The 21,113-nt window shown below is 71.0% G+C and carries 18 protein-coding genes; 11 read left to right on the top strand and 7 right to left on the bottom strand.

What is annotated here, in order from left to right:
• Positions 1-397: 397 nt before the first annotated feature.
• From D7W81_RS44100 to D7W81_RS14890, 4 genes are all read left to right on the top strand, one after another.
• Positions 398-859, top strand: coding sequence for a hypothetical protein (locus tag D7W81_RS44100; RefSeq protein ID WP_120556036.1), 462 nt, complete (start codon positions 398-400; stop codon positions 857-859).
• A 73-nt stretch (positions 860-932) separates the two neighbouring features.
• A complete protein-coding gene (locus D7W81_RS14900) occupies positions 933-2,360 on the top strand; it encodes a sensor histidine kinase (RefSeq protein ID WP_120556039.1) in 1,428 nt (475 codons plus the stop codon).
• A complete protein-coding gene (locus D7W81_RS14895) occupies positions 2,357-3,718 on the top strand; it encodes a sigma-54-dependent transcriptional regulator (protein WP_120556035.1) in 1,362 nt (453 codons plus the stop codon). The genes D7W81_RS14900 and D7W81_RS14895 overlap by 4 nt, the downstream gene beginning before the upstream one ends.
• A 142-nt stretch (positions 3,719-3,860) precedes the next feature.
• A complete protein-coding gene (locus D7W81_RS14890) occupies positions 3,861-5,732 on the top strand; it encodes a L,D-transpeptidase family protein (RefSeq protein ID WP_120556034.1) in 1,872 nt (623 codons plus the stop codon).
• Between the two features lie 15 nt (positions 5,733-5,747).
• Here the strand turns inward: D7W81_RS14890 and D7W81_RS14885 are convergent, their stop codons facing one another.
• The 5 genes from D7W81_RS14885 to D7W81_RS14865 form a co-directional block, all read right to left on the bottom strand.
• A complete protein-coding gene (locus D7W81_RS14885; RefSeq protein ID WP_120556033.1) occupies positions 5,748-6,494 on the bottom strand; it encodes an NADPH-dependent F420 reductase in 747 nt (248 codons plus the stop codon).
• A gap of 30 nt (positions 6,495-6,524) precedes the next feature.
• Positions 6,525-6,956: a MarR family winged helix-turn-helix transcriptional regulator gene (locus D7W81_RS14880; protein WP_120556032.1), complete on the bottom strand. Its 432-nt coding sequence runs from the start codon at positions 6,954-6,956 to the stop codon at positions 6,525-6,527.
• 89 nt (positions 6,957-7,045) lie between these two features.
• Complete coding sequence (locus D7W81_RS14875) at positions 7,046-7,462, bottom strand: secondary thiamine-phosphate synthase enzyme YjbQ (protein ID WP_120556031.1); 417 nt, start codon at positions 7,460-7,462, stop codon at positions 7,046-7,048.
• A gap of 22 nt (positions 7,463-7,484) precedes the next feature.
• Positions 7,485-8,219, bottom strand: a complete 735-nt coding sequence (locus tag D7W81_RS14870; RefSeq protein WP_120556030.1) for an alpha/beta hydrolase — start codon at positions 8,217-8,219, stop codon at positions 7,485-7,487.
• A complete protein-coding gene (locus D7W81_RS14865; protein ID WP_120556029.1) occupies positions 8,216-8,932 on the bottom strand; it encodes a peptidylprolyl isomerase in 717 nt (238 codons plus the stop codon). Before D7W81_RS14865 ends, D7W81_RS14870 begins: the two co-directional genes overlap by 4 nt.
• A 74-nt stretch (positions 8,933-9,006) precedes the next feature.
• Here D7W81_RS14865 and speD point away from each other — a divergent pair, with 74 nt between their 5' ends.
• Genes speD through D7W81_RS14835 form a run of 7 tightly spaced genes read left to right on the top strand, consistent with a single transcriptional unit; the run spans position 9,007 to position 16,117 of the window.
• The gene (gene speD / locus D7W81_RS14860; RefSeq protein ID WP_120556028.1) at positions 9,007-9,357 is read left to right on the top strand and encodes an adenosylmethionine decarboxylase; all 351 of its coding nucleotides are present in this window, start codon (positions 9,007-9,009) and stop codon (positions 9,355-9,357) included.
• Positions 9,354-11,270, top strand: a complete 1,917-nt coding sequence (locus tag D7W81_RS14855; RefSeq protein WP_120556027.1) for a DUF4178 domain-containing protein — start codon at positions 9,354-9,356, stop codon at positions 11,268-11,270. The genes speD and D7W81_RS14855 overlap by 4 nt, the downstream gene beginning before the upstream one ends.
• A gap of 16 nt (positions 11,271-11,286) precedes the next feature.
• A complete protein-coding gene (locus D7W81_RS42780) occupies positions 11,287-11,448 on the top strand; it encodes a hypothetical protein (protein WP_167508060.1) in 162 nt (53 codons plus the stop codon).
• Positions 11,448-11,675, top strand: coding sequence for a DUF350 domain-containing protein (locus D7W81_RS14850; protein WP_120556026.1), 228 nt, complete (start codon positions 11,448-11,450; stop codon positions 11,673-11,675). Before D7W81_RS42780 ends, D7W81_RS14850 begins: the two co-directional genes overlap by 1 nt.
• 13 nt (positions 11,676-11,688) lie before the next feature.
• Positions 11,689-13,185, top strand: coding sequence for a polyamine aminopropyltransferase (locus tag D7W81_RS14845; protein ID WP_120556025.1), 1,497 nt, complete (start codon positions 11,689-11,691; stop codon positions 13,183-13,185).
• Complete coding sequence (locus D7W81_RS14840; RefSeq protein ID WP_208721308.1) at positions 13,176-14,807, top strand: FAD-dependent oxidoreductase; 1,632 nt, start codon at positions 13,176-13,178, stop codon at positions 14,805-14,807. The genes D7W81_RS14845 and D7W81_RS14840 overlap by 10 nt, the downstream gene beginning before the upstream one ends.
• A gap of 26 nt (positions 14,808-14,833) precedes the next feature.
• Positions 14,834-16,117 carry a threonine aldolase family protein gene (locus tag D7W81_RS14835; RefSeq protein WP_120556023.1) on the top strand — a complete coding sequence of 428 codons (1,284 nt, stop codon included), beginning with the start codon at positions 14,834-14,836 and terminating at the stop codon, positions 16,115-16,117.
• A gap of 73 nt (positions 16,118-16,190) precedes the next feature.
• Here the strand turns inward: D7W81_RS14835 and D7W81_RS14830 are convergent, their stop codons facing one another.
• Together D7W81_RS14830 and D7W81_RS14825 are read right to left on the bottom strand one after the other, a co-directional pair.
• Positions 16,191-16,622: a cupin domain-containing protein gene (locus tag D7W81_RS14830; protein WP_120556022.1), complete on the bottom strand. Its 432-nt coding sequence runs from the start codon at positions 16,620-16,622 to the stop codon at positions 16,191-16,193.
• 260 nt (positions 16,623-16,882) lie between these two features.
• On the bottom strand, positions 16,883-21,052 hold the full coding sequence (locus D7W81_RS14825; protein ID WP_120556021.1) for a transglutaminase family protein: 4,170 nt from the start codon (positions 21,050-21,052) through the stop codon (positions 16,883-16,885).
• Between the last annotated feature and the right edge of the window lie 61 nt (positions 21,053-21,113).

Below are 21,113 nucleotides of genomic sequence, written 5' to 3'. Positions count from 1 at the left end.
CCGGGGGGTTGGCAAAGGCGGCGGAGGCGGCGAACAGGGCGGCGACGATGACGGTCTTCATGGATGGCTCCGGGGACGACACGCCGACGCGGGATTGCATCGGTTGATGCCAGGTCCCTTGAGCACTCGCCGTGCCAGGGCCGGTTTCAAGCAACTTCGCGGGGTTCTCCGGGTGGGAGCGGATCCGCCATGGGGAGAATCTCCTCAGTTGCGATTGCAACAATGGGTGCAAGCTCCCCAGGCAGGCACACGTTGCTTTGACGGCAACCACGCTCTTCTGCAAGCTGCACGGCAACCTTCCGTTCCGAGCGCTACGCGCCGGGACATGAAGGGGTGCATGAAGCCCGGTCGTCCTCGTCGTGCATGTCGCGCGGTCAGGTGTCGGGAGAGATGGCGTATGCGGCACCTGCTGGTGGCATGGAGTGTGGCGTGGCTCGGAGTGGGATGCGCCGCGACCATTCCGCCGGAACGCCTCCAGGCCCAGGTGTCGGAGACGGAGCGCTGGCAGCGCGAGTACCAGGCCGAGCGCGAGCGCACCGAGGCCCTGGCGGCGAGGATGGCGGCCCTGGAGTCCGCGCTGGAGGAGCTGGCGCAGGAGCGCGCGGAGGCGGAACAGGCGCGCGCGGAGGCGGAGCAGGCGCGCGCGGTCGTGGCGGATGAGCTGGCGCGGCTGGAGGCGGAGCGCCACACGCTGGAGGAGCACAACGCGCAGCTGCTGGCGCGGCAGCGCGAGCTGGCGGCGTTGCACGAGGAGCTGTCGGACGTGTGGTACGAGTCCGCGCTGGAGCGCGCGCGGCGGCGCACCCAGCCGCCCCTGCCGGGCGCTTCCTCCACCGAAGCTAACGGGGCGGTGCCCTGAGTTCCGCGAGGGTCTTCCGTCCGGGACGCCCTCTCATTCCTGTCTTGATGAACCAAGGAGCGTGGCCGTGGCGATGAACTCGCGGACCCCCATCCGTGGATACCGCGCGGGTTTCTTCTTCGTGGTGATGCTCCTGTCGGGCGTCACCGGCTTCATGCTCTGGACGGAGGTGCGCACCGGGCATCAGGTGGACGCGCTGGTGCTGGAGGCCCTGGAGCGCGCGAGCCTCATTGGCCGCATCCGCGTGGACGTGATGTCGCTGGAGTCCGCCATCGAGGCGCACGTGCGCTCCAGCGGCGACGCCGAGCGCAAGGAAGCCGACGCGGTGATGGAGGACATCCTGGGCAGCATCCGCCAGTCCTCGGAGGCGTACATGCGCCACCTGCCGCCCGGTGAGAAGGAGGTCTGGCTGCGCTTCAACGGCGCGTGCCAGGGGCTGGCGGATCAGGTGCGCGCGGCGGCGGTGTTCTCACGGCAGCGCGACGCGGAGCGCGCCCGGCGCCACCTGGTGGAGAGCATCCGCCCGCTGGCGGCGGAGGTGGACCAATTGGCGGGACAGCTGGCCACGGAGAACGCGTCCGACGCGCGCGTGCTGGTGGGACGGCTGGGCACGCTCCGGGTGCGCAACACGGCCCTGGGCGCGGCCACCACGCTGCTGGCCATCCTGCTGTCCATGCTGGTGGGCTGGCACATCATCTCCCTGCTCAAGCGCCAGGACGCCACCATCCAGGGCCAGTTGCAGGAACTGGGGCGGCACAACCAGGAGCTGGATGCGTTCACCCGCCGCGTGGCGCATGACCTGATGGGGCCGCTGTCACCGCTCAAGGGCTACCTGACGCTCATCCGGCGCTCCGGCGCGGTGAAGGACCCGGGCGCGCTGGAGATGATTTCGCAGTGTGAATCCAGCGCGGTGCGCATGGGGGAGCTCATTGAAGCGCTGCTGCGCTTCTGCCGCGCGGGCACGCGGGGCGACGGGACCATGGGGGAGTTGGACACCGCAGTGAGTACGCTCTTGTTGGAGGTGAGCCAGACGGCGACGGCGCTGGGCGTGTCGCTGGAGCGCGAGCTGGAGCCGGGCGTGCTGGTGGACTGTCCGGCGCAGCTGCTCCAGGTGGTGGCGCGCAACCTCTTGTCCAACGCGGTGAAGTACACGGCGGGGCGGCCGGAGCCGCGCGTGAAGGTGCGGGTGGCGACGGAAGGGGCGGACGCGGTGGTGGAGGTGACGGACAACGGGCTGGGGATGAGCCCAGCGACGCAGGCGTCGCTGTTCCAGCCGTTCTTCCGGGCCGCGGAGGTGCGGGGCATTCCCGGGCACGGCCTGGGGCTGGCCACCACCCGGCGCGTGGTGGAGGCGCACGGCGGCACGCTCACGGTGCACTCGGAAGAGGGCAAGGGGACGCGGATCCGCGTGCGGTTCGCGCGTGTGGCGCGCACTCCGGCGCCGCTTGTGGTGGAGTCCGGGCCGCAGCGCGACGCCCCCTCCATCCGCAAGGCCTCATGAGCACAGCCCGAATCCTCGTCGTCGATGATGATCCGCATGCGCGGGACCTGCTCCAGCGCCTCCTGGGCGTGCTGGGGCCGGTGACGCAGGCTCCGGACCCCAAGGGCGCCGCGGAGCGGATGGGCGAACAGACCTTCGACCTGGTGCTCACGGACATGGCCATGCCCGACCCGGGTGACGGCCTGAAGGTGCTCCAGACGGTGAAGTCGAACCTGCCGGACACGCCGGTGATTGTCGTGACGGCGTTCGGCAACATCGAGGGCGCGCTGGACAGCATCCAGCTGGGCGCCTTCGACTACCTGTCCAAGCCGTTCGACGTGGACGCCATCATGCGGGTGGCCAAGCGCGCGCTGGAGCAGAAGCGGCTGGTGGAGGAGAACCGCACGCTGCGCAAGCAGGTGGAGCGCACGTCGCTGGTGGGCCGCAGCCAGGCGCTGCTGGAGGTCTACAAGCAGGTCGCCCGCGCGGCGACGAGCAACGTGCCGGTGCTGATTACGGGTGAGACGGGCACGGGCAAGGAGATGGTGGCGAGAGCGCTGCACAAGCGCTCGGCCCGTTCAGCGGGGTCGTTCATCCCGGTGGACTGTGGGGCCATCACCGAGTCGCTGATGGAGAGCGAGCTGTTCGGCCACGCGAAGGGCAGCTTCACGGGAGCGTCAGGTGCGCGGCGCGGCCTGTTCGAGGAGGCCAGCGGCGGAACGCTGTTCCTGGACGAGATTGGCGACGTGGGGATGAAGGTCCAGTCGCAGCTCCTGCGCGTGCTCCAGGAGGGGGAGATCCGCCGCGTGGGCGAGAGCGTCCCGGTGAAGGTGGACGTGCGGGTGCTGGCGGCGACGAACAAGGACCTGAAGGCGAGGGTGGCGGAGGGGCTGTTCCGCGAGGACCTGCTGTACCGGCTGGACGTGGTGCACCTGCACCTGCCGCCCCTGCGCGAGCGGCGCGAGGACATCCCGGCGTTGGTGGAGCACTTCGCGTCGCTGCACGCGCGGGGCGGGGTGCGGCCGGTGGTGACGGCGGACGCGATGGCGCGGCTCACGGTGTACGACTGGCCGGGCAACGTGCGGCAGCTGGAGAACGTGATGGCGCGGGCGCTCGCGCTGAACGTGACGGGCGTGCTGGGGCCGCCGGACTTCCCGGAGCCCATCGGTGACGCGCCCAAGCGGCTGACGGGGCTCGCGGGAGACCTGCCCAGCCTCGCGGAGCTGTCCAGGCGGTACGCGGCGCACGTGCTCCAGCACGTGGGCGGGAACAAGAGCGAAGCCGCGCGCCTGCTGGGCGTGGACCGCAAGACGCTCTACAAGCTCCTGGAAGCGCCAGAGGCACCCGAAGTGATTCCGCCCACGGAAGGCCGGAGCTGATCCACGAACGGCACTTTCCGCCGTTCGTGGCAATCGCCGCTCGGGGCGCATCTCCTGCCCACCCACGCGCTTTCGCGCGCAGGAGATCGCACCTGGGCCGACGTTGAGGATGTCAGCGGGGACCCGTACCGTAGCGGCCTGTATGCGCCGCCGCTGGTTCCCCCTCGGACTCCCCCTGATCCTCTTCGCGTGCGCTCCGGTGGAGCCGCCCGTTCCCGTCGCACCGGTGGACGCGGGCACCGTGACCGCACAGGCCGCTGTGCCTGCGCCAGAGGCCGCGCCGGCGGAGTCCGCGCAGGCGCTGCACTCCGCATGGCAGGCCACCGCGCCCGAGCCGTCCGATGACGGTGGCGTCGTGCATGCCACGGCTCCAGCCCTGCTCGGCGCCGTGGACCTTCCGGAGGACGCGGGCAGCTCGCTGTCGCTGGAACCCTCGTTGTCGCAATCCGCCTCCGCCGGCGCGAACACCGAAGCCCTGCCGGGCGAAGAGGAGCCGCAGGTCATCACCGAGTCCGAGGTCCCCGTGCTGGAACTGGGACCGGACGGCGAACCGCTGATCGACACGGATGACTCCGCCTCGGATGACGCCATCGCGCGGAACCTCGATGGGGGGAGCGCTCCGGCTTCGCCTGGTATTGCTGTGGGCTCCGACCCGAACGCGCCTGTCGCGAACGCCGGCACGGAGACGGGCCCGGAGCCCGCGACAACGCCCATCATGGGCACCGACGGGGACGAAGACGTCGTCGCCGAAGCACCGCTCACGGACGTTGACGCGGGCATGGAGCCCTACGCCATTCCCTACGCCCCGGACGCGGGCTCGCTGCGCGTGCGCCGCTCCATCGCGGTGCGCTCGGAGCCCCGGCAGGACTCGCCCTCGCTGGGCACCGTGGCCCAGGACATGCGCGTGACGTGGCAGGGCGCGATGCGCGGTCCGGATTGCGACACCTGGGTGCAACTGCAACCGCGTGGCTGGGTCTGCGAGCGCTACCTGGAGCAGAACTTCCGCGAGCCCCGGGTCCGCCCGCTGCCCCGCGTGGAGGAGGGCGCGCTCACGCCCGGCATCTACGCGCGTGTCGTGGGCCACCGCGTGCGCGCCTACCCGAGCCTCGCGCTCGCCCGCAGGAAACGGCAGGGCGTGCTGCTCAAGGGCTCCGTCACCGTGAAGCTCCTGGGTCAGGTGAAGGTCGGCCGGCGCACCTTCTGGCGCACCTCCGACGGCCAGTACTTCGAAGCGCGCGTGCTGCGCGAACACCGCCCGTCCGACTTCAGCGGCCTGGACGCGGAGGCCCTCGCGTCCCTGCCCATGCCCTTCGCCTGGGCCCAGTCCCGCGCCGCCCCTCGCACCGACGTGATGGTGCGAAAAGCCCCTGACGCGCGCGCCGAACGCGAGACCGTGCTTCCTCCGCGCACGCTCGTCTCCGTGCGCGAGCTGTCCCCCGACGGCCAGTGGGTCCGCATCGCCGAGGACCACTGGGTGGCGCGCGATGACCTGCACGTCGCGTGGCCGCTGGCGTCGCCATCCATCGTGGAGCCCGGCGCGCGCTGGCTGGACGTGGACCTGGAGGCCCAGACGCTCATCGCCTACGAAGGCGACCGCCCCGTCTACGCCACGCTCATCTCCTCCGGCAAACCCGGCACCGATACACCCGAAGGGCTCTTCCGCATCTGGGTGAAGTTCGCAGAGGCCGACATGACGGGCACCATGGGGAGCGCCAGCTACCGCGTGGCCACCGTGCCGTGGACCATGTTCTTCGAGGGCGACTTCGCCCTGCACACCGCCTACTGGCACGACCGCTTCGGCGAACCCGTGAGCCACGGCTGCATCAACCTGGCCCCTAAAGACGCTCGCGCCCTCTACGGGTGGACCACGCCGGAAGTGCCCACCGGCTGGTCCATGGTCCACGCCATGCCGGATGACCCGGGAACCTGGGTGCGCATCCGGGGCCAGGCCCACGAGGCGCCGAAGAAGCGCCGCAAGAGCGCCCCCGTCGTCGCCACCGTCCGCGACCTCTAGCCGGCTGTTGAAGGGCTACATGTACAAGGCGCGACTAAGGCGGACCCCATACTCCGCATCGGGATTCGTGGTGCCGTCCCCGACCCGTTCCACGACAGCCGCCACCATCAGGTCGCGCCGCTTGGGCAAGCGCGCCGCCTCGGCTGTTGCCAGCGCCGTCGGCAGCTGCTCGCGGGTGAGGTCGGTGCAGTAGCACGGCGCCCCAGGCTGCTGCCGCCACGACTCCGCGAGCGTGCCCGCGTCGAATGCGTCGAACCCGGTGTCCTCGACGAGCTTCATGCCCACCTTGCGATCCGCGTCCCGGTCCGCCGCCACGGAGAGCGCGATGCGCCCGGGGCTCCCCGGGGCCATTCCCTTGGTCGCGAAAGACGCGGAGCCGATGGAGTTCCATGCCTTGACGACCGGCCGGCCCAGCAGCTCGGTCACCCACAGGCTTTCGACCTGTCCGGCCTCGATGGCGGCGATCTTGCTGTCGCGGGCGGGGTAGTAGTTCGACGTGTCGATGACGACGGTGCTGGCGGGAAGGCTGGCGATGAGCGGCGCGATCCCGGGGAGGCGGTTCAGGGGGATGGAGAGGATGACGGCGTCCACGCCGGCCACTGCTTCCTCGACCGTGACCGCGCGTGCGCCGGAGGCCAGCACGTCGGCTTCGATGGTTTCCGGGCCGCGCGAGTTGGCCACCTTCACGTCATGTCCGGCCGCACCCAGCTTGCGCGCCAGGGTCTTCCCGATGTGCCCAACGCCCACAATGCCAATCTTCATGATGGAATCTCCTGCTGCGGGTTGAGGACTTCACTTGTCTGCCGGGTGCGCGAGCGCCTCGAGCGTGCGACGAAGCTCGTCCAGCCCCCGGTCGGTCAGCTGGCATGCCGTCTTGATCTTCCCGGGAATGCCCCGGACCTTGGCTTCGAGGGCGCGGCCGCGGGGTGTCAGGTCCACCAGCACCCGGCGTTCGTCGGCAAGGTCGCGCTTCCGCGTGACGAACCCCGCCACACCAAGCCGCTTGACCAGCGGCGTGATGGTGCCCGTGTCCATGTCCAGGCGGGCGCCGAGTTCGCCGACGGAGAGGGGCGCACCCTCCAGCAGCGCGAGAATCACGAGGTACTGGGGGAACGTCAGGCCCAACGGCTCAAGCAACGGCTTGTGCAGCCGCACCATCCTGTTGGCCGCGCCATAGAGCGCGAAGGACAGCTGTGTTCCGACGTTTTTCGGTTCCAAGGCCACGTTCTCTCGTGCGCTATTGTCTAGCGCGCTAGATAATGGCGGGTGCTTTTCGGATCAACTGCTTCCGGGCGGCCAGGGGGAGGGCGGCTCTAGCCGCCCAGCACGGACACCGTGACGCGGCGGCGGTGCGGGGACGTGCGGTGCTCCCAGACGTAGACGCCCTGCCACGTGCCCAGGTCCGCGGCGCCGTCCTTCACCGGGATGCTCAGGGACACCTGCGTCAGCACCGTGCGCACGTGCGCGGGCATGTCGTCCGGTCCCTCCGCGTCGTGCTGGAACAGCGGGTCGCCGTCCTTCACCAGCCGGGAGAAGAACGCCTCCAGGTCGCGCTGGACGACGGGGTCCGCGTTCTCGCTGATGAGCAGCGATGCGCTGGTGTGGTGCAGGAACAGCGTGCACAGGCCTTCACGGATGCCCGTGCCCTTCACCGCCTTCTGCACCTCACCGGTGATGTCCACCAAGCCGCGGCCCCGCGTGGACACCGTCAGCTCCTTCGCCTGATACACGCGAAACCCTCCGTCCCGCGGGTCAGCGCCCGTCCAGCCGCTTCACGAGGAACGCCGCCAGCTGCTCCAGCTCCTCGGTGGGGATGGTGTGCCCGCCGTCGAAAGGTAGGAACTCCACCGGCAGCCCCGCGCCCTTCAGCAGGTCGCGCAGACGCTCGCCCTCCGGGTAGGGGAGCACGGGGTCCTGGCGGCCATGCCCCTGGAACACGGGCAGGGACGGCCGGGCGCGGGCCTTGGGGGCCCACTCTTCCCCGGAGACCATGGCCCCGGACAACAGACACAGGCCGGCGGGGCACTCCTCCAGCCGCAGCGCCACGTCCGTGGACATCATCGCGCCCTGGCTGAAGCCTCCCAGCACCACCTGGTTCAGGGGCACCCCGAGCGCCGCCACCACGCTCATCAGCGCGCGGCGCGCGGCGGGCATCCCCGGGGGCACCGCCTGGGAGTACTGCGCCCAGTCGCGCCCCTGGCCCATGAGGATGGCCATGGGAAGCTCAAACCACGCGCGGCCTCCGGGCATGCCCAACGCGTCCAGCGATACCAGGGCCTCCGGGAAGACGAACCGCACCGCCTGCGCCAGCCGCGGCGCGGCCATCATCAGCTCCGGGGCCAGCGCCACCAGGTCCGTGCCCGGCGCGCCAAAGCCGTGGCTCAGCACCACCACCAGCCGTGGCGTCGCGCCCTCGGGGAGCGCATCCACCACGTGGCAGTTCAATTCACCCAGCTTCGTGCGCAGGTGGCGCGGGCGGAGGCTCACGGCTGCGCGTCGCTGATGGTGATGTGCTGGATGACCATGTTCGTGTCCGGCCGGTCCTGCCGGTTGCGCGGCGTGTTGGCGATCTTCTCCACCACGTCGTAGCCCTTCACCACCTCACCGAAGATGGTGTGCCGGCCCTTGAGGAACTGCGGCGTGGACGTGGTGATGAAGAACTGGCTGCCGTTGGTGCCCGGGCCCGCGTTGGCCATGGCCAGCAGGCCCTTCTTGTCGAAGTCCCGGTTGCTCTTGAACTCGTCCTCGAAGCGGTAGCCCGGGTCGCCCCGGCCGGTGCCCGTGGGGTCGCCGCCCTGGATCATGAAGTCGGGAATCACGCGGTGGAAGATGACGCCGTCGTAGAGCGGCTTGCCCTCTTCGCGCCCGCCCGACTGGGGGTTGATCCACGGCTGCTCGCCGGACGCCAGGCCCACGAAGTTCGCCACCGTCTTGGGGGCGTCCTTGGAGAAGAGCTTGAGCACGATGGTGCCCTGGTTCGTCTCCATCGTGGCCCAGAGGTCCTGGCCCTCCAGGGCCTTCTTCTGGAAGCCCTTCGCGGAGGCCGCGTCCGTCTGCAGGCTCACCGTGCGGGTGGCCGCCTGGGAATTGGAGGGCTGCTGTGCGGCGGGAGCCTTCGCGGCGGGCGGCTGCTCCTTGTCCTTGGAGCAGGCGGTCAGGGCGAGGCAGAGGAGTCCAGCGGTCAGGAATCGGGTGCGCATGGGGCGCGCATCCTAGCGGCTTTCGACCGGGCTCCAGCGTGTTAAAGAGGTCTGCATCCCCGGAGGTTTGCCCTGTGACAACCGGACAGGAATGGCTGGTTGACGCGAGCGGCTGCGCGCCGGAGCGGCTCAAGGACGCGGCCGCGCTGGCGGCACTCTTCGAGGAGCTGGTGGTCCTGATGGACCTGAAGGTCGTGGGCCAGCCGCAGTGGCACGTCTTCCCGGAGCCCGGCGGCGTCACCGGCCTGGCGCTCCTGGCCGAAAGCCACCTGACCGTCCACACCTTCCCGGAGCACGGCTTCGCCGCGCTCAACGTCTACTGCTGCCGCACCCGCGCGCGTCCGGACTTCGACGCGTTGGCGGCGAAGCACCTGGGCGCCACGTCGTGCCGCGTGCGTGAGCTTTCGAGAGGGGTGGAGGCGTGACGCAGGGGGCGTGTCCGTCGTGTGGCGCGAGCGTGGAGTTCTCCGCCGGGTCGGCGCAGGTCGTGGTGTGCGGCCACTGCCAGACGATGGTGGCGCGCGTGGGCGCGGAGCTGGAGGCCCACGGCAGGGTGGCCCGCATCGTGGAGACGGACTCCCCGCTGCGCCTGGGGCTGGAGGGCCGCGTCAACGGCACCTCGTATCAAATCGTCGGACACCTCCAGAAGGACCACGGCGCCGGCCCCTGGGACGAGTGGTACGTGGAGATGTCCGACGGCCGCACCGGCTGGCTCAGCGAGTCCGAGGGCGCCTTCCACCTGCTCTCCGACGCGGGCGTGGAGGAAGGCGTCGCGTTGCAGGACCTGCACCCCGGTGACCGCCTGCGCCTGCGCAACCGGCCGCTGGTGGTGGAGGAGCGCGGCCACGGCCGCGTCACCGCCGCGGAAGGCCAGCTCCCCAGCGACGTGGACCCCACGGCGGACAGCTACTACGTGGACGCCACCGGCCCGCGCGGCCTGTTCGTCACGCTGGACTTCGGCACGCGGGACCGCGACCCGGAGGTGTTCCTGGGGCAGCGGCTGGAGCTCGCGCAGCTGGGCATCCCCGCGGGGGAGCTGCGCCCGCGCGTGCGCAAGGTCCAGCTCCAGCAGGCGAGATGCACCCACTGCAACGGCCCGCTGGAATTGCGCGCCCCGGACCAGACGCTGCGCGTGGCGTGTCCGTACTGCGGCGCGCTGATGAGCGTGGCGCAGGGCAAGCTGGCCTTCCTCAAGCTGCTCCAGAAGCCGGAGCTGCCCGCGGCCCTCGCGCTGGGGCAGAAGGGCACGCTCGACGGCGCGGAGTGGATCTGCATCGGCTACCAGGAGCGCTCGTGCGTGGTGGAGGGCACGCGCTACCCGTGGATGGAGTACCTGCTCTACCACCCGGCGCGCGGCTTCACCTGGCTGATGGAGTCCAACGGCCACTGGGTGTTCTTGAAGCCCATGGCGGCCGGTGACGCGAGCGTCGTGCCGCAGGTGTCCGCCTTCTACGAACGACGCCGCTACAAGGCCTTCCAGTCCGTCACCGCCGTCACCGACGCGGTGGTGGGCGAGTTCTACTGGAAGGTCTTCCAGGGCGAGCAGGCGCGCGCCACGGAGTACGTCGCGCCGCCGTACTCCCTGAACGAGGACGCCACCGACAACGAAGTCACCTACTCGCATGGCGAGTACCTCTCCCCGGAGCAGGTGCGCGACGCGTTCGGGCTGAAGGAGCCGCTGCCCAGGCCCCGGGGCATCGCGCCCAGCCAGCCCAACGTGCGCCGAGCGGCGATGATGCGCACCCTGCGCTGGTCCGCGGTGTGGCTGCTGGGCCTGTTCGCGCTGTCGGCCTTCCTCCATGCGCGCGCGCTCAACGCGCGGGTGCTGGACCTGGTGGTGACGCTGCCCCGGGACGCGACGTCCGGCACTCCCAGCGCCATGCACTTCAGCGAGCCCTTCGAGCTTCAGCGGGACGGCAACGTCCGGGCCCAGATCTTCATGTCGAAGTCGCTCGACAACCAATGGGTGGGCGTGCAGGGCGACCTGGTGAACCAGGACACGCAGGACGTGGTGAGCTTCTACGAAGAAGTCAGCTACTACCACGGGCGCGACAGCGACGGCTCCTGGAGCGAGGGCGGCCAGAATGGCAGCGTGTTCCTGTCGGCGGTGCCCAAGGGCCGGTACGTGCTGCGGACGACCACGTCGTTCGACCCGGGCCTGAAGCTCACGGCGACCACGATAGGGCCCATCATCAGCTACCAGGTGCTGCTCACGCACGACACGCCCAACGAGAGCTGGTTCGTCATCGCGCTGGTGCTGCTGTTGGTGATTCCGGCGCTGTCATTCTTCTTCGCCAACGCCTTCGAGACCGAGCGGTGGAAGGAAAGCAACCTGTAGGAACGGGAGGTGGACGATGAGGTTCCTGGGCGGACTGGTGCTCATGGCGTACGCGTGGGCCACCTATACGGGCTGGGCCCCGTTCAGTGATGAGGAGCGCGGACGGGTGACCGGGGATGTGAAGCGCGGTCCCGGCGGCGTGCTCTTGTGGACCGGTGGATTCATGGGAGGCAAGTGATGCTGTTGCTCGGAGTGGTGGTCACCCTGCAGGGAGTGCTGGCGAGCGTCATCTATTCGCTCATCGGCCTGGCGGTGTTCGTGGCCGGCTTCTACGTCATCCGCCTCATCCTCCCGTACGACGTGCACAAGGAGATTGAAGTCGACCAGAACGTCGCGCTGGGCATCGTCATCGGCTCGTTCATCCTGGGCCTGGCCATCATCATCGCGGCGGCCATCAGCGGCTGAAACACGTGACGCTTTGAACAAGACGCTGCTCTTCCTCACCGTCCTCGTCATCGCGACGTGCGGGCTCATCTACGAGCTCATCGTCGGGACGCTCGCCAGCTACCTGCTGGGGGACAGCATCACCCAGTTCTCCACCGTCATCGGCGGCTACCTCTTCGCCATGGGCATTGGCAGCTACCTGTCGCGCTTCGTGGAGCGCGGGGTGGCCCAGCGCTTCGTGGAGATAGAGCTGGCCGTGGCCCTGCTCGGCGGGCTGTGCGCGCCGATGCTCTTCCTCACCTTCACGCTCACCAGCGTGTTCCCCGTCGTCCTGTACGGCAGCGTGCTGGCCATTGGCACGCTGGTGGGGCTGGAGATTCCGCTCCTGCTTCGCATCCTGCAGGACCAGCTCAAGTTCAAGGACCTGGTCAGCCAGGTGCTGACGTTCGACTACCTGGGCGCGCTCGCCGCCAGCGTGGCCTTCCCGCTGTTGCTGGTGCCCAAGCTGGGGCTGGTGCGCACGTCGCTGCTCTTCGGCCTCTTGAACGCGGGCGTGGGGCTGTGGAGCACGTGGCTGCTGGCGCCCGTGCTGGCCAACCCCGTGCGCCTGCGCGTCAAGGCGGTGGTGCTGTGCGCGGGGCTGCTGGTGTGCTTCGCGCTGGGGGACCGGCTCACCACGTTCTACGAGGACCAGCTCTACGCGGACGAGGTCGTCCACGCCACGAGCTCCCCCTACCAGCGCATCATCGTCACGCGCGGCAAGCGGGGCTTCTCGCTGTTCCTCAACGGCAACCTCCAGTTCGCCAGCATCGACGAGTACCGCTACCACGAGTCCCTGGTGCACCCGGCCATGGTGCGCGCGCGGAAGGTGGAGCACGTGCTCATCCTCGGCGGCGGGGACGGGCTCGCGGCGCGCGAGGTGCTGAAGTATCCGGACGTGAAGTCCGTCACGCTGGTGGACCTGGACCCCGCCATCACGGGGCTGGCCACGGGCTACGGGGAGCTGGCGGCGCTCAACCACCACTCGCTGACGCACCCGAAGATGCGCGTCATCAACACGGACGCGATGCAGTTCCTGGCGGAAGGCGCCAACGCCTGGGACGTGGTGGTGGTGGACTTCCCGGACCCCAACAACTTCGCGCTGGGGAAGCTGTACACGACGGGCTTCTACAAGATCCTGAAGAAGCGCCTGACGCCGGGCGGCGTGGCGGTCATCCAGAGCACCAGTCCGCTGTTCGCGCGGCGCTCGTTCTGGTGCGTGGAGACGACGCTCAAGGCGGCGGGCTTCTGGACGCAGCCGTACCACGCGCTGGTGCCGTCCTTTGGCGAGTGGGGCTACGTGCTGGTGGCGCAGGAGCCGGCGGGCCGCCACCGCCCGCTGCCGGAGGGGCTGGCGTTCCTGGACGAGGACACGCTGGAGGGGCTCACGCGCTTCTCGCCGGACATGGCGCCGCTGCCGGCGGAGGTGAACCGGCTGAACAACCAGGTGCTGGTGCACTACTACGAAGAGGAGTGGCGCCGGTGGAACTGACGCGGCGCGAGCTGGTGGCCGCGTTCCTGGGCGCCTCCGTGGCGAGCGCCTGTACGCGGCAGGCCGCTCGCGCGCCGGTGCCGGGCGCCATCGTGGACCGGGCGGTGGACACCGGCCACAAGTTGCGCACAGGGCCGCTGCCGCGCGCGCAGACCTTCGAGCCGGTGGACGTGCTGATTGTCGGCGCGGGCGTGGCCGGGCTGTCCGCCGCGTGGCGCCTCTCCGCCGCGGGCGTGAAGGACCTGCGTGTGGTGGAGCTGGAGGCGGAGGCCGGGGGCACGTCGCGCTCGGGCCGCAACGGCGTGTCCGCGTTCCCGTGGGGTGCGCACTACCTGCCGTCGCCCCTGGAGGACCGCGGGCCGGTGATGCGCCTGCTGCGGGAGATGGACGCCGTCACCGGCGTGGACGCGGAAGGGCACCCATCCTTCGCGGAGGAGCTGCTCATCCAGGAGCCCGACGAGCGCGTCTTCTACAAGGGCCACTGGTACGAAGGGCTGTACCTGCGCGCGGGCGCGAGCCCCGAGGACCTGGCGGAGCTGGAGCGCTTCGACGCGCGGATGAACGCCTTCGCCGCCGCGCGCGACGCGAAGGGGCGCAAGGCCTTCGCGGTGCCGGTGGCGCTCTCCAGCGACGACGCGGAGTGGACCGCGCTGGACGCGGTGAGCATGGCCCGGTGGATGGAGGCGGAGGGCTTCCGCTCGCCCCGGCTGAAGTGGTTCGTGGACTACGCGTGCCGCGACGACTACGGCGCCACGTCCGAGCACGTCTCCGCCTGGGCGGGCATCTGGTACTTCGCCGCGCGGCAGAACGGGAAGGGCGAGCGCAGCGACGGCTTCCTGTCCTGGCCCGAGGGCAATGGCCGGCTGGTGAAGCAGCTGGCGGCGCCGCTGACCCCGCGCCAGCTGGAGACGCAGGTGCTGGTGCACACGGTGGAGCCGGGAGACGACGGCTGCCGCGTGCACGCGCTGGATGCTCGCACCGGGGCGCCCCGGGCCTTCCATGCCCGGCAGGTGGTGCTGGCGTGCCCGCGCTTCGTCGCCGCGCACGTGGTGGCGCCCTGGCGCGAGGCGCGGCCCGCGTGGATGGACGCCTTCGTCTACAGCCCGTGGGTGGTGGCGAACCTGACGGTGTCCGCGCCCCCTGCGTCGCGGGGCTTCCCGCTGGCCTGGGACAACGTCTTCTACGAGAGCCAGAGCCTGGGCTACGTGGTGGCCTCGCACCAGTCGCTGCGCCAGGACGCGCGCGGGCCCACGGTGCTCACCTGGTACCTGCCCATGGCGGGCGCGGACGTGAAGGCGGAGCGCAACAAGGCCCTCTCCGCGACGTACGCGGACTGGGAGGCGCTGGTGATGGCGGACCTGTTGCCGGCGCACCCCGGGGTGGGCGCGCTGGCGCAGCGGCTGGAGGTGCAGCGCTGGGGCCACGCCATGGTGCGGCCCCAGCCGGGCTTCCTCTGGGGGGACGCGCGCCGCGCCGCGCAAGCGAGCCTGGGGCGGCACCTGCACTTCGCGCACACGGACCTGGGCGGCATGGCCCTCTTCGAGGAGGCCAACTGGTTCGGCGTGCAGGCCGCGGAGCGGGCCCTGACGGGAATGGGGCTCAAGAGCGCCAGTTGGTTGTAGCCATTGGAAGCGGGAGGGAAGGGCACATGACGGACAGTCGCTTCAGCCGGGCGGAGTTCCTCGCACTCACCAGCCTGCTCGCGGGCTCCACGCTGTTCCCGGGACGGGGTGAGGCGGCTCCGGACGGGGGCACGCCGTCCCTGCGCACCGTCAAGTCACCGGGGCTCGCGGGTGTCCCCGCGGCGCAGGCGGCTCCCAAGCCAGGCACGGCGGGCCCGGCGGTTTCGGCGGCCGAGTACGAACAGCTGCGGCAGGGCTGCACCGCGTCCCTGCCCGTGCGCTCCACGTCCGGCGACGGCGCGGAGTTCGTGCGCATTGGCGAGTGGATGCAGCGCCAGAAGGTGTCCAGCGACGTCTACGGCAACGGCGACTTCGTGCAGGCCTTCGAGAAGAAGGTGGCGGACCTGCTGGGCTTCGAGGACGCGTGCTTCATGCCCACGGGCACCATGGCGCAGCTCATCGCGCTGCGCATCTACGCGGACGCAAGCAACGTGCGCACGGTGGGCGTGCACCCGTCGTCGCACCACGTGCTGCACGAGGACGACGCCTACTCCGTGCTGCACCAGCTGCGCGCGGTGAACCTGGGCCCGTGGACGCGGCCCCTGCTGGCGGAGGACGTGGCCCAGTCCCGTGACGTGCTGGGCTCCGTCAGCGTGGAGCTGCCGGTGCGCTGGCTGGGCGGACAGCTCCAGACGTGGGAGCAGCTCAACGAGCTCAAGCGCACCTGCCGCGACAAGAAGGTGAAGCTGCACATGGACGGCGCGCGGCTCTGGGAGAGCCAGCCCTTCTATGGCCGCTCCTACGCGGAGGTCTGCAAGGGCTTCGACTCCGTCTACGTGTCCTTCTACAAGATGGTGGGCGGCATTGGCGGCGCCATGCTGGTGGGCAGCCGGGACTTCATCCAGGAGTCGCGCGTGTGGCGCCACCGGCACGGCGGCAACCTGTACCACCTGGCCCCGCTGGTGGCCTCCGCCGCCATGCGCTTCGACGCGGCGCTGGCCGCCATCCCCGGCTACGTGAAGCGCGCCAAGACGCTCACCGCGCTCATCGCGGCGGACGCACGCGTCACGGTGCTGCCGCAGCCCGTGCAGACGAACATGTTCCACGTGTTCCTGCGCGGCTCACCGCAGGCCTACAACCGCCAGCGAGACCGCATCGCGCGGGAGGACCGGGTCTGGGTGGCGGGAGGCTTCGGACAGACGCGCGTGCCCGGCGTCGTGTCCACGGAGCTGCAGGTGAGCGAGGGGCTCCAGGGCATCAGCGACGCCGACGCCGCCCGGGCCTTCCTGCGCCTGCTGGAGGCGGCCTGATACAGGGCCGCCTGCCCTGACGTCGGGTGTCAATGTCAGACACCCGACGTGTGAAACACAACACGGCGGTGCGTCAGGCCGCCTTCTTGAGGCTGTACTGCGGCTCTTCCGCCTGCGCCTTCAGGAAGAACTCCGAGTCCAGCAGCATCACGATGCGGCCCTTGTCGTCGTGGAACGCGATGGGGCCGTGCGCGGTGAAGTGGATGAGCGACTCCTCCAGCGCGGTGGTGGAGGGGTGCTCGGCGCCCAGCGGCTCGAACTCGTAGTCGCCCGCGCGGGTGATGCCCAGGCGGTCCTGCGTCGAACCGGAGAGGATGAAGATCTCCGCGGGGCCCAGGTGCTTGTGCGGCGCGAAGACGGCGCCCTTCTCCATCTTCAGGATGGCGCTCCAGACGCCCGTCTCCGCGCTCACGCGCAACAGCCGGTAGGAGGTTCCAGGACCGAGTGGCTTCCACTCGAGATCCGCGGTGTGCACCAGGCCATTCATCATCGCCATTCCGGACATGACAGCCTCCTCACTCAGCGTTGCGTCTGTGTGTCGTCAGCCATGATAACGCCCAATAAGGAAATCCTTGCAAGTTAGTCACACGTGTCGGGTTGTTGTCTTTGACGCGTACCTTTGTGTGAGGAAGATTCCATGGCGGCTGTCCGCCAGGGCCGTTGCAGGCCGTATTTTCTGATCACGCAGAACGGGCGGTGATTGCGGACCCCTGTGGGAAACCGCAAGGGCGGGTGGGCTTCACGGAGTGGCCGTGAGCGGGCCGCTCACTCGGTCCGTGCCGCGGAGGTGATGGGGGCTGCTCCCCGGCCGCGGTGGAGGCGCGCCTGGGCCAGCCGGTGGAACGAGCGCGCGTCGGAGGTGTCGTCGCGGGGCACGGCGCGGTAGAGCCCCCGGGCCGCCTCCGCCAACCCGAAGGCCTCCGCCAGCCGGGCCTTCGCGTAGAGGAGGCCCGCGTCCGTCGAGGCGTCCGCGCTGGCCTCTTCCATGGCGTCGTCCACCAGCTTGCGCGCCTCCACCAGCTTGCCGGACTCCACCAGCAGCGCGGCGAGCAGGGCGGTGGGCTTCGTGTCTCCTTCCACGCCCAGGTGCACGGCCTTCTGGGCCCACGCGATGTCCTGGGACGTCACCCGGCCGCGGTGCAGCGCCGCCCAGGCCAGGGTCCGGTAGGCGTCCGCTCCCGCGCCCCCCACGTCCATCAGCTCGCGCGTGGCTTCCTCCAGGCCCGCCCAGTTGCCCTGGTTCAGGGAGGCCACCATCAGCGACTCCAGGCCCAGGCTGTCGGTGTGCAGCACCGCGAGCCGGCTTTCGGCCACCTGGCGCAGCTCCGCCCACCGGCCCCGCTCTGAGAGCATCTCGCGCTTGAGCCAGAAGGCGTCCGCGGACTGCGGCACGTCCGAGCGCACCTCGTCCAGGATGACCTCCGCGCCCGGGTCGCGGCCGTTCGCGCGCAGGGCCACCGCCAGCGCCATCATCAGCCGGTGCCGCTCCTCACCGGAGGCGTACTGGGCCTGGGCCCGCAGCGCGGCGAGCACGCGCGCGTCGCCGGTGCTGGCGCCCAGGTAGGCGCACGCGGCACGCAGGTGCGTCACGCCCTCAGCCCCGGAGAAGCCCCGCAGCGTGTTCGCGAAGGAGGCCAGGGGGGACAGGCCCTCCGGCGCCACCGCGCGGGTGTCCGCCACGGCCCAGCCAATCCACACCAGGGCCTCCTTGAGACGGCCCGCGTCCAGCCACCGCAGCGCCTCCGCGCCCAGCGGGCGGGGATCCGTCACTGAACCCAGCAGGCGCAGCTGGTTGCTCTCCGTCACGATGTACCAGGCGTCCTCGTACACCTGCGCGCCCAGCAGGAACTTCAGCCGCACCCGGTAGCCGATCTTCTCCTGGCCCTCCGCCTTGAGGTCGAGCGCCGCCACCGCCAGGTCCGCCATGGAGGACTCGCCCACGGTGTCCAGCGAGGTCCGCGAGAAGCGCGTGGCCTGCGCGTGGAGCAGCTCCAGCTTCCGGGCCAGGGTGCTGTCCTCCCGGTCGCGGTTGGACATGAAGGGACGGATGGCGGCCTTGAAGTCCTTCACGTCGCGCGACGTCCAGGCCGCCTTGACGATGCGGCGCACCAGCGCCTCCGGTCCCTTCTCCTCCTTCTTCGCGTTCTTGCCGTCGCGGGCGTTCTTCGCCAGCTCCAGCTGGAACTGGCGGTCCGGGTCGTAGGCGTTCTTGAGCGCCGCCTCGAAGAGCTTCACCGCCACGTCCGCGCGGCCGCGCGTGAGCAGGTGGTTGCCCGCGAGCGCCAGCGCCTGACGGCGCGCGTCCGGCCCCTCGAACTCGCGGTCCGCCTCCGCGATGGCCTCCGCCACGCCCTGGCGCTCCGCGGTGGTCATCACCAGCACCTTCGCCCGCAGCTCGGAGGGGGCCGCGGCGCGCGCGGCCTCCAGCGCCTCGGCGGTGGCGCCCGAGCGGAACAGCGCCGCGATGAGCCGGTCGTCCACGTCCTGCGCGCGCAGGTCGTCGCGCAGGTGGCGCCACGTGGCCACCGCCTCGGTGAGCGGCGCGCCCCGGCCGAAGTGCTCGCCTTCGCGGTTGTGCTCCAGCAGGTCCGCCAGGAGCGCGTTCGCGGCGACGCTGTCCGGCTCCAGCGCGATGGCCTTGCGGCAGGACGCCACCGCGCCCTCCAGGTCCGCGCCCGGCCGCAGCCGCTGACCCTGGAGGTCATGCTGCAGGACCCACGCGAGCACGTGGTGGACCAGCGGTGAGGACGGCTGCTGCTCCACCGCCCGGCGCGCCTCGGCGCGGGCCTGTTCGCCAAAGCCCAGCCGCAAGAGCGTGCCGGCATAGCGCGCGCGCACCTGCGCCGAGTCCGCGCGGGACGTGAGCCGCTTCTCATAGAGGTCCAGGCCGTCCTTCACCCGGCCGGCCTCCACCAGCCGCGCGCCCCGGTCCTCGAGCTCCACCTCCACCGCCGCCCGGCGCGCGAACGTGGCCAGCGCGGTGCGGAACGCCGTCACCTCTTCGGGCGTGTAGCGGCGCTTCACGGTGTCGAAGCGGAAGGTGGCGGTGAGGCCGCCGTCGGACTCGCGCGTGTAGCCCAGCGCGAGCGTGGCGGGGCCCAGGGACAGCGTCTCGTCGCGGGGCACGGTCCGCACGCCGAAGCCCTGCGGCGGACGCAGGCGGTAGCGCACCTCCGCGCGGTAGGCCACCGGCAGCACCAGGTCCGACTTGCGCTTCGTGGGCAGCGCGGGCTTGCGGCCCAGCTCATCCGGCAGCAGCTCCCGCACGTCGTCCAGCGAGTCCGGCAGCCACGCCAGGGGAGAGTCGACGCGAAGGGGGACCCGCACGCTGCGCCAGCCCGTGGTGGCGAAGCGCGCGGACGCGACGTCCAGCTCCAGCCGGAAGGGGCCGGTGCCCTCCTCCAGCGACGTGTGCTTCATCCCCTCCAGGGTGCCCTGGTACTGCCCGGTGGCGAGCGCCTCCAGGTTGCGGCGCAGGTCGTCCGGCCGCACCGCGCGCAGCATGCGGCGGTACTGCACCGCCAGCGAGCCCGACAGCTCGCGCGTCTCCTTCACGCGGGCCGGTCCCTCGTCGGACAGCTCCACGGTGCGGGTGAAGACGGCGGTGTTGGCCGCCGCGGGCGCCTCGTCGATGACGGTGAGCCCCTGGGTGTCCTGCGCGGCCACCAGCGCGTGGCGCCCCTGAAGCTCCGGGGCGAGCATGCCCGCCTCCGCGCCGGGGTCCGTGGGGTCGATCCACAGGGCGGGCGTGCCGGGCACGTGGACGATGGCGTGGTTGAAGAAGCCCATGCCCGGCAGCTCCGGCACGTCCTCGCGCCCGGAGCGCACCAGCGCCACGTGGGCGGGAATGCCCGCGCCGCGCAAGAGGCCCACGAGCAGCGTGGACATCTCCTTGCAGTCGCCATACTGGCGCGCGAGCACCTGCTTCGGCGGGGCGGGGACGATGGCGGCGGCGCCGAACTCCAGGCCCGTGTAGCGCACCGACTCCCGCACCTCCTCCAGCAGCCGCTGCGCGACGACGCGGCGGTCCTTGGACCCCTTCGCGAGCGCGCGCGCCCGGGCCTGGAGCGCCGCGCCGTCCAGCTGCGTCTCCACGATGGTGTCATAGGCCCGGGCCACCTCGTTCCAGGAGCGGCCCGTGGAGAAGGCCACGTGCGGCTGGAAGGCCTGGCCCGCGGGCCCGTCCGCCTCCAGGGGCGTCAGGGCGGCGTAGGGGCCGCCCTCGAAGGACAGCCGCTTGCGGTCGGACTGGTGCTGCGGCAGCGGCTCCAGCGGCAGCCCCTGGACGCGCAGCGCGAGCTGGGTGCTGGGGGCCACGTCGATGGCCAGGCGCACCTTGCGCACGGGCACGGGGCTGGCGAAGTAGAAGTGCGTGACGACGCCCGCGTCGAAGAACGCCTGCGTGTCCTCCACCACGGACTCCAGCTCCACGACGCTGCCCGGCCGCAGCGCGGGCAGCGGCGCGCGCAGCGCCCGGGTGTCGCTGTAGAGGTCCGGCGCCGCGTCCTCCACCGGCGCGTCGTGCAGCGTCGCCTCATCCAGCGGGTGCTCCCTGCCGTCCGGCGTGATGACGCGCGCGCGCAGGGCGGGGCGCTGCTGGCGCCAGGGGGACCACTCCGCGCGGGCCTCGGCGAACGCGCGCACGCCCGCGGCAGTGAGGATGCGCACGACGTTGCGGTGGGTGGTCCGCCAGCGGTGGGGCCCCAGCTCCTGGTAGCTCCCCTCCCGCAGGAGCACCTCCACGTCGCCGCCCCCGGCGGGCGCGGGCAGCTTCGAGGCGCTGGCGGCCATGGCGGAGGCGGAGGCGGTGAAGGCCGGCCCCTCCCACGGCAGCGCGCGTTCGGCTCCCGAAGCAGGGAGCGCGGCGAGGAGGAGGCAGAGCAGCACGGAGGACGACGCGTTCCGGAGGACCGGAGCCGGTGAGGCGTGGCGCATGGTGTGGAGAGGCGCCCCTCCAGGGTGAAACCGCCGGGAAGGAGGGCGCGCCGAGGGCAAA

Origin of the sequence: Corallococcus aberystwythensis (assembly GCF_003612165.1) — a bacterium.
GTDB lineage: Bacteria > Myxococcota > Myxococcia > Myxococcales > Myxococcaceae > Corallococcus > Corallococcus aberystwythensis.
The sequence above is the reverse complement of the archived record's forward strand: the minus strand, read 5'-3'. Positions and strand labels throughout refer to the sequence as shown.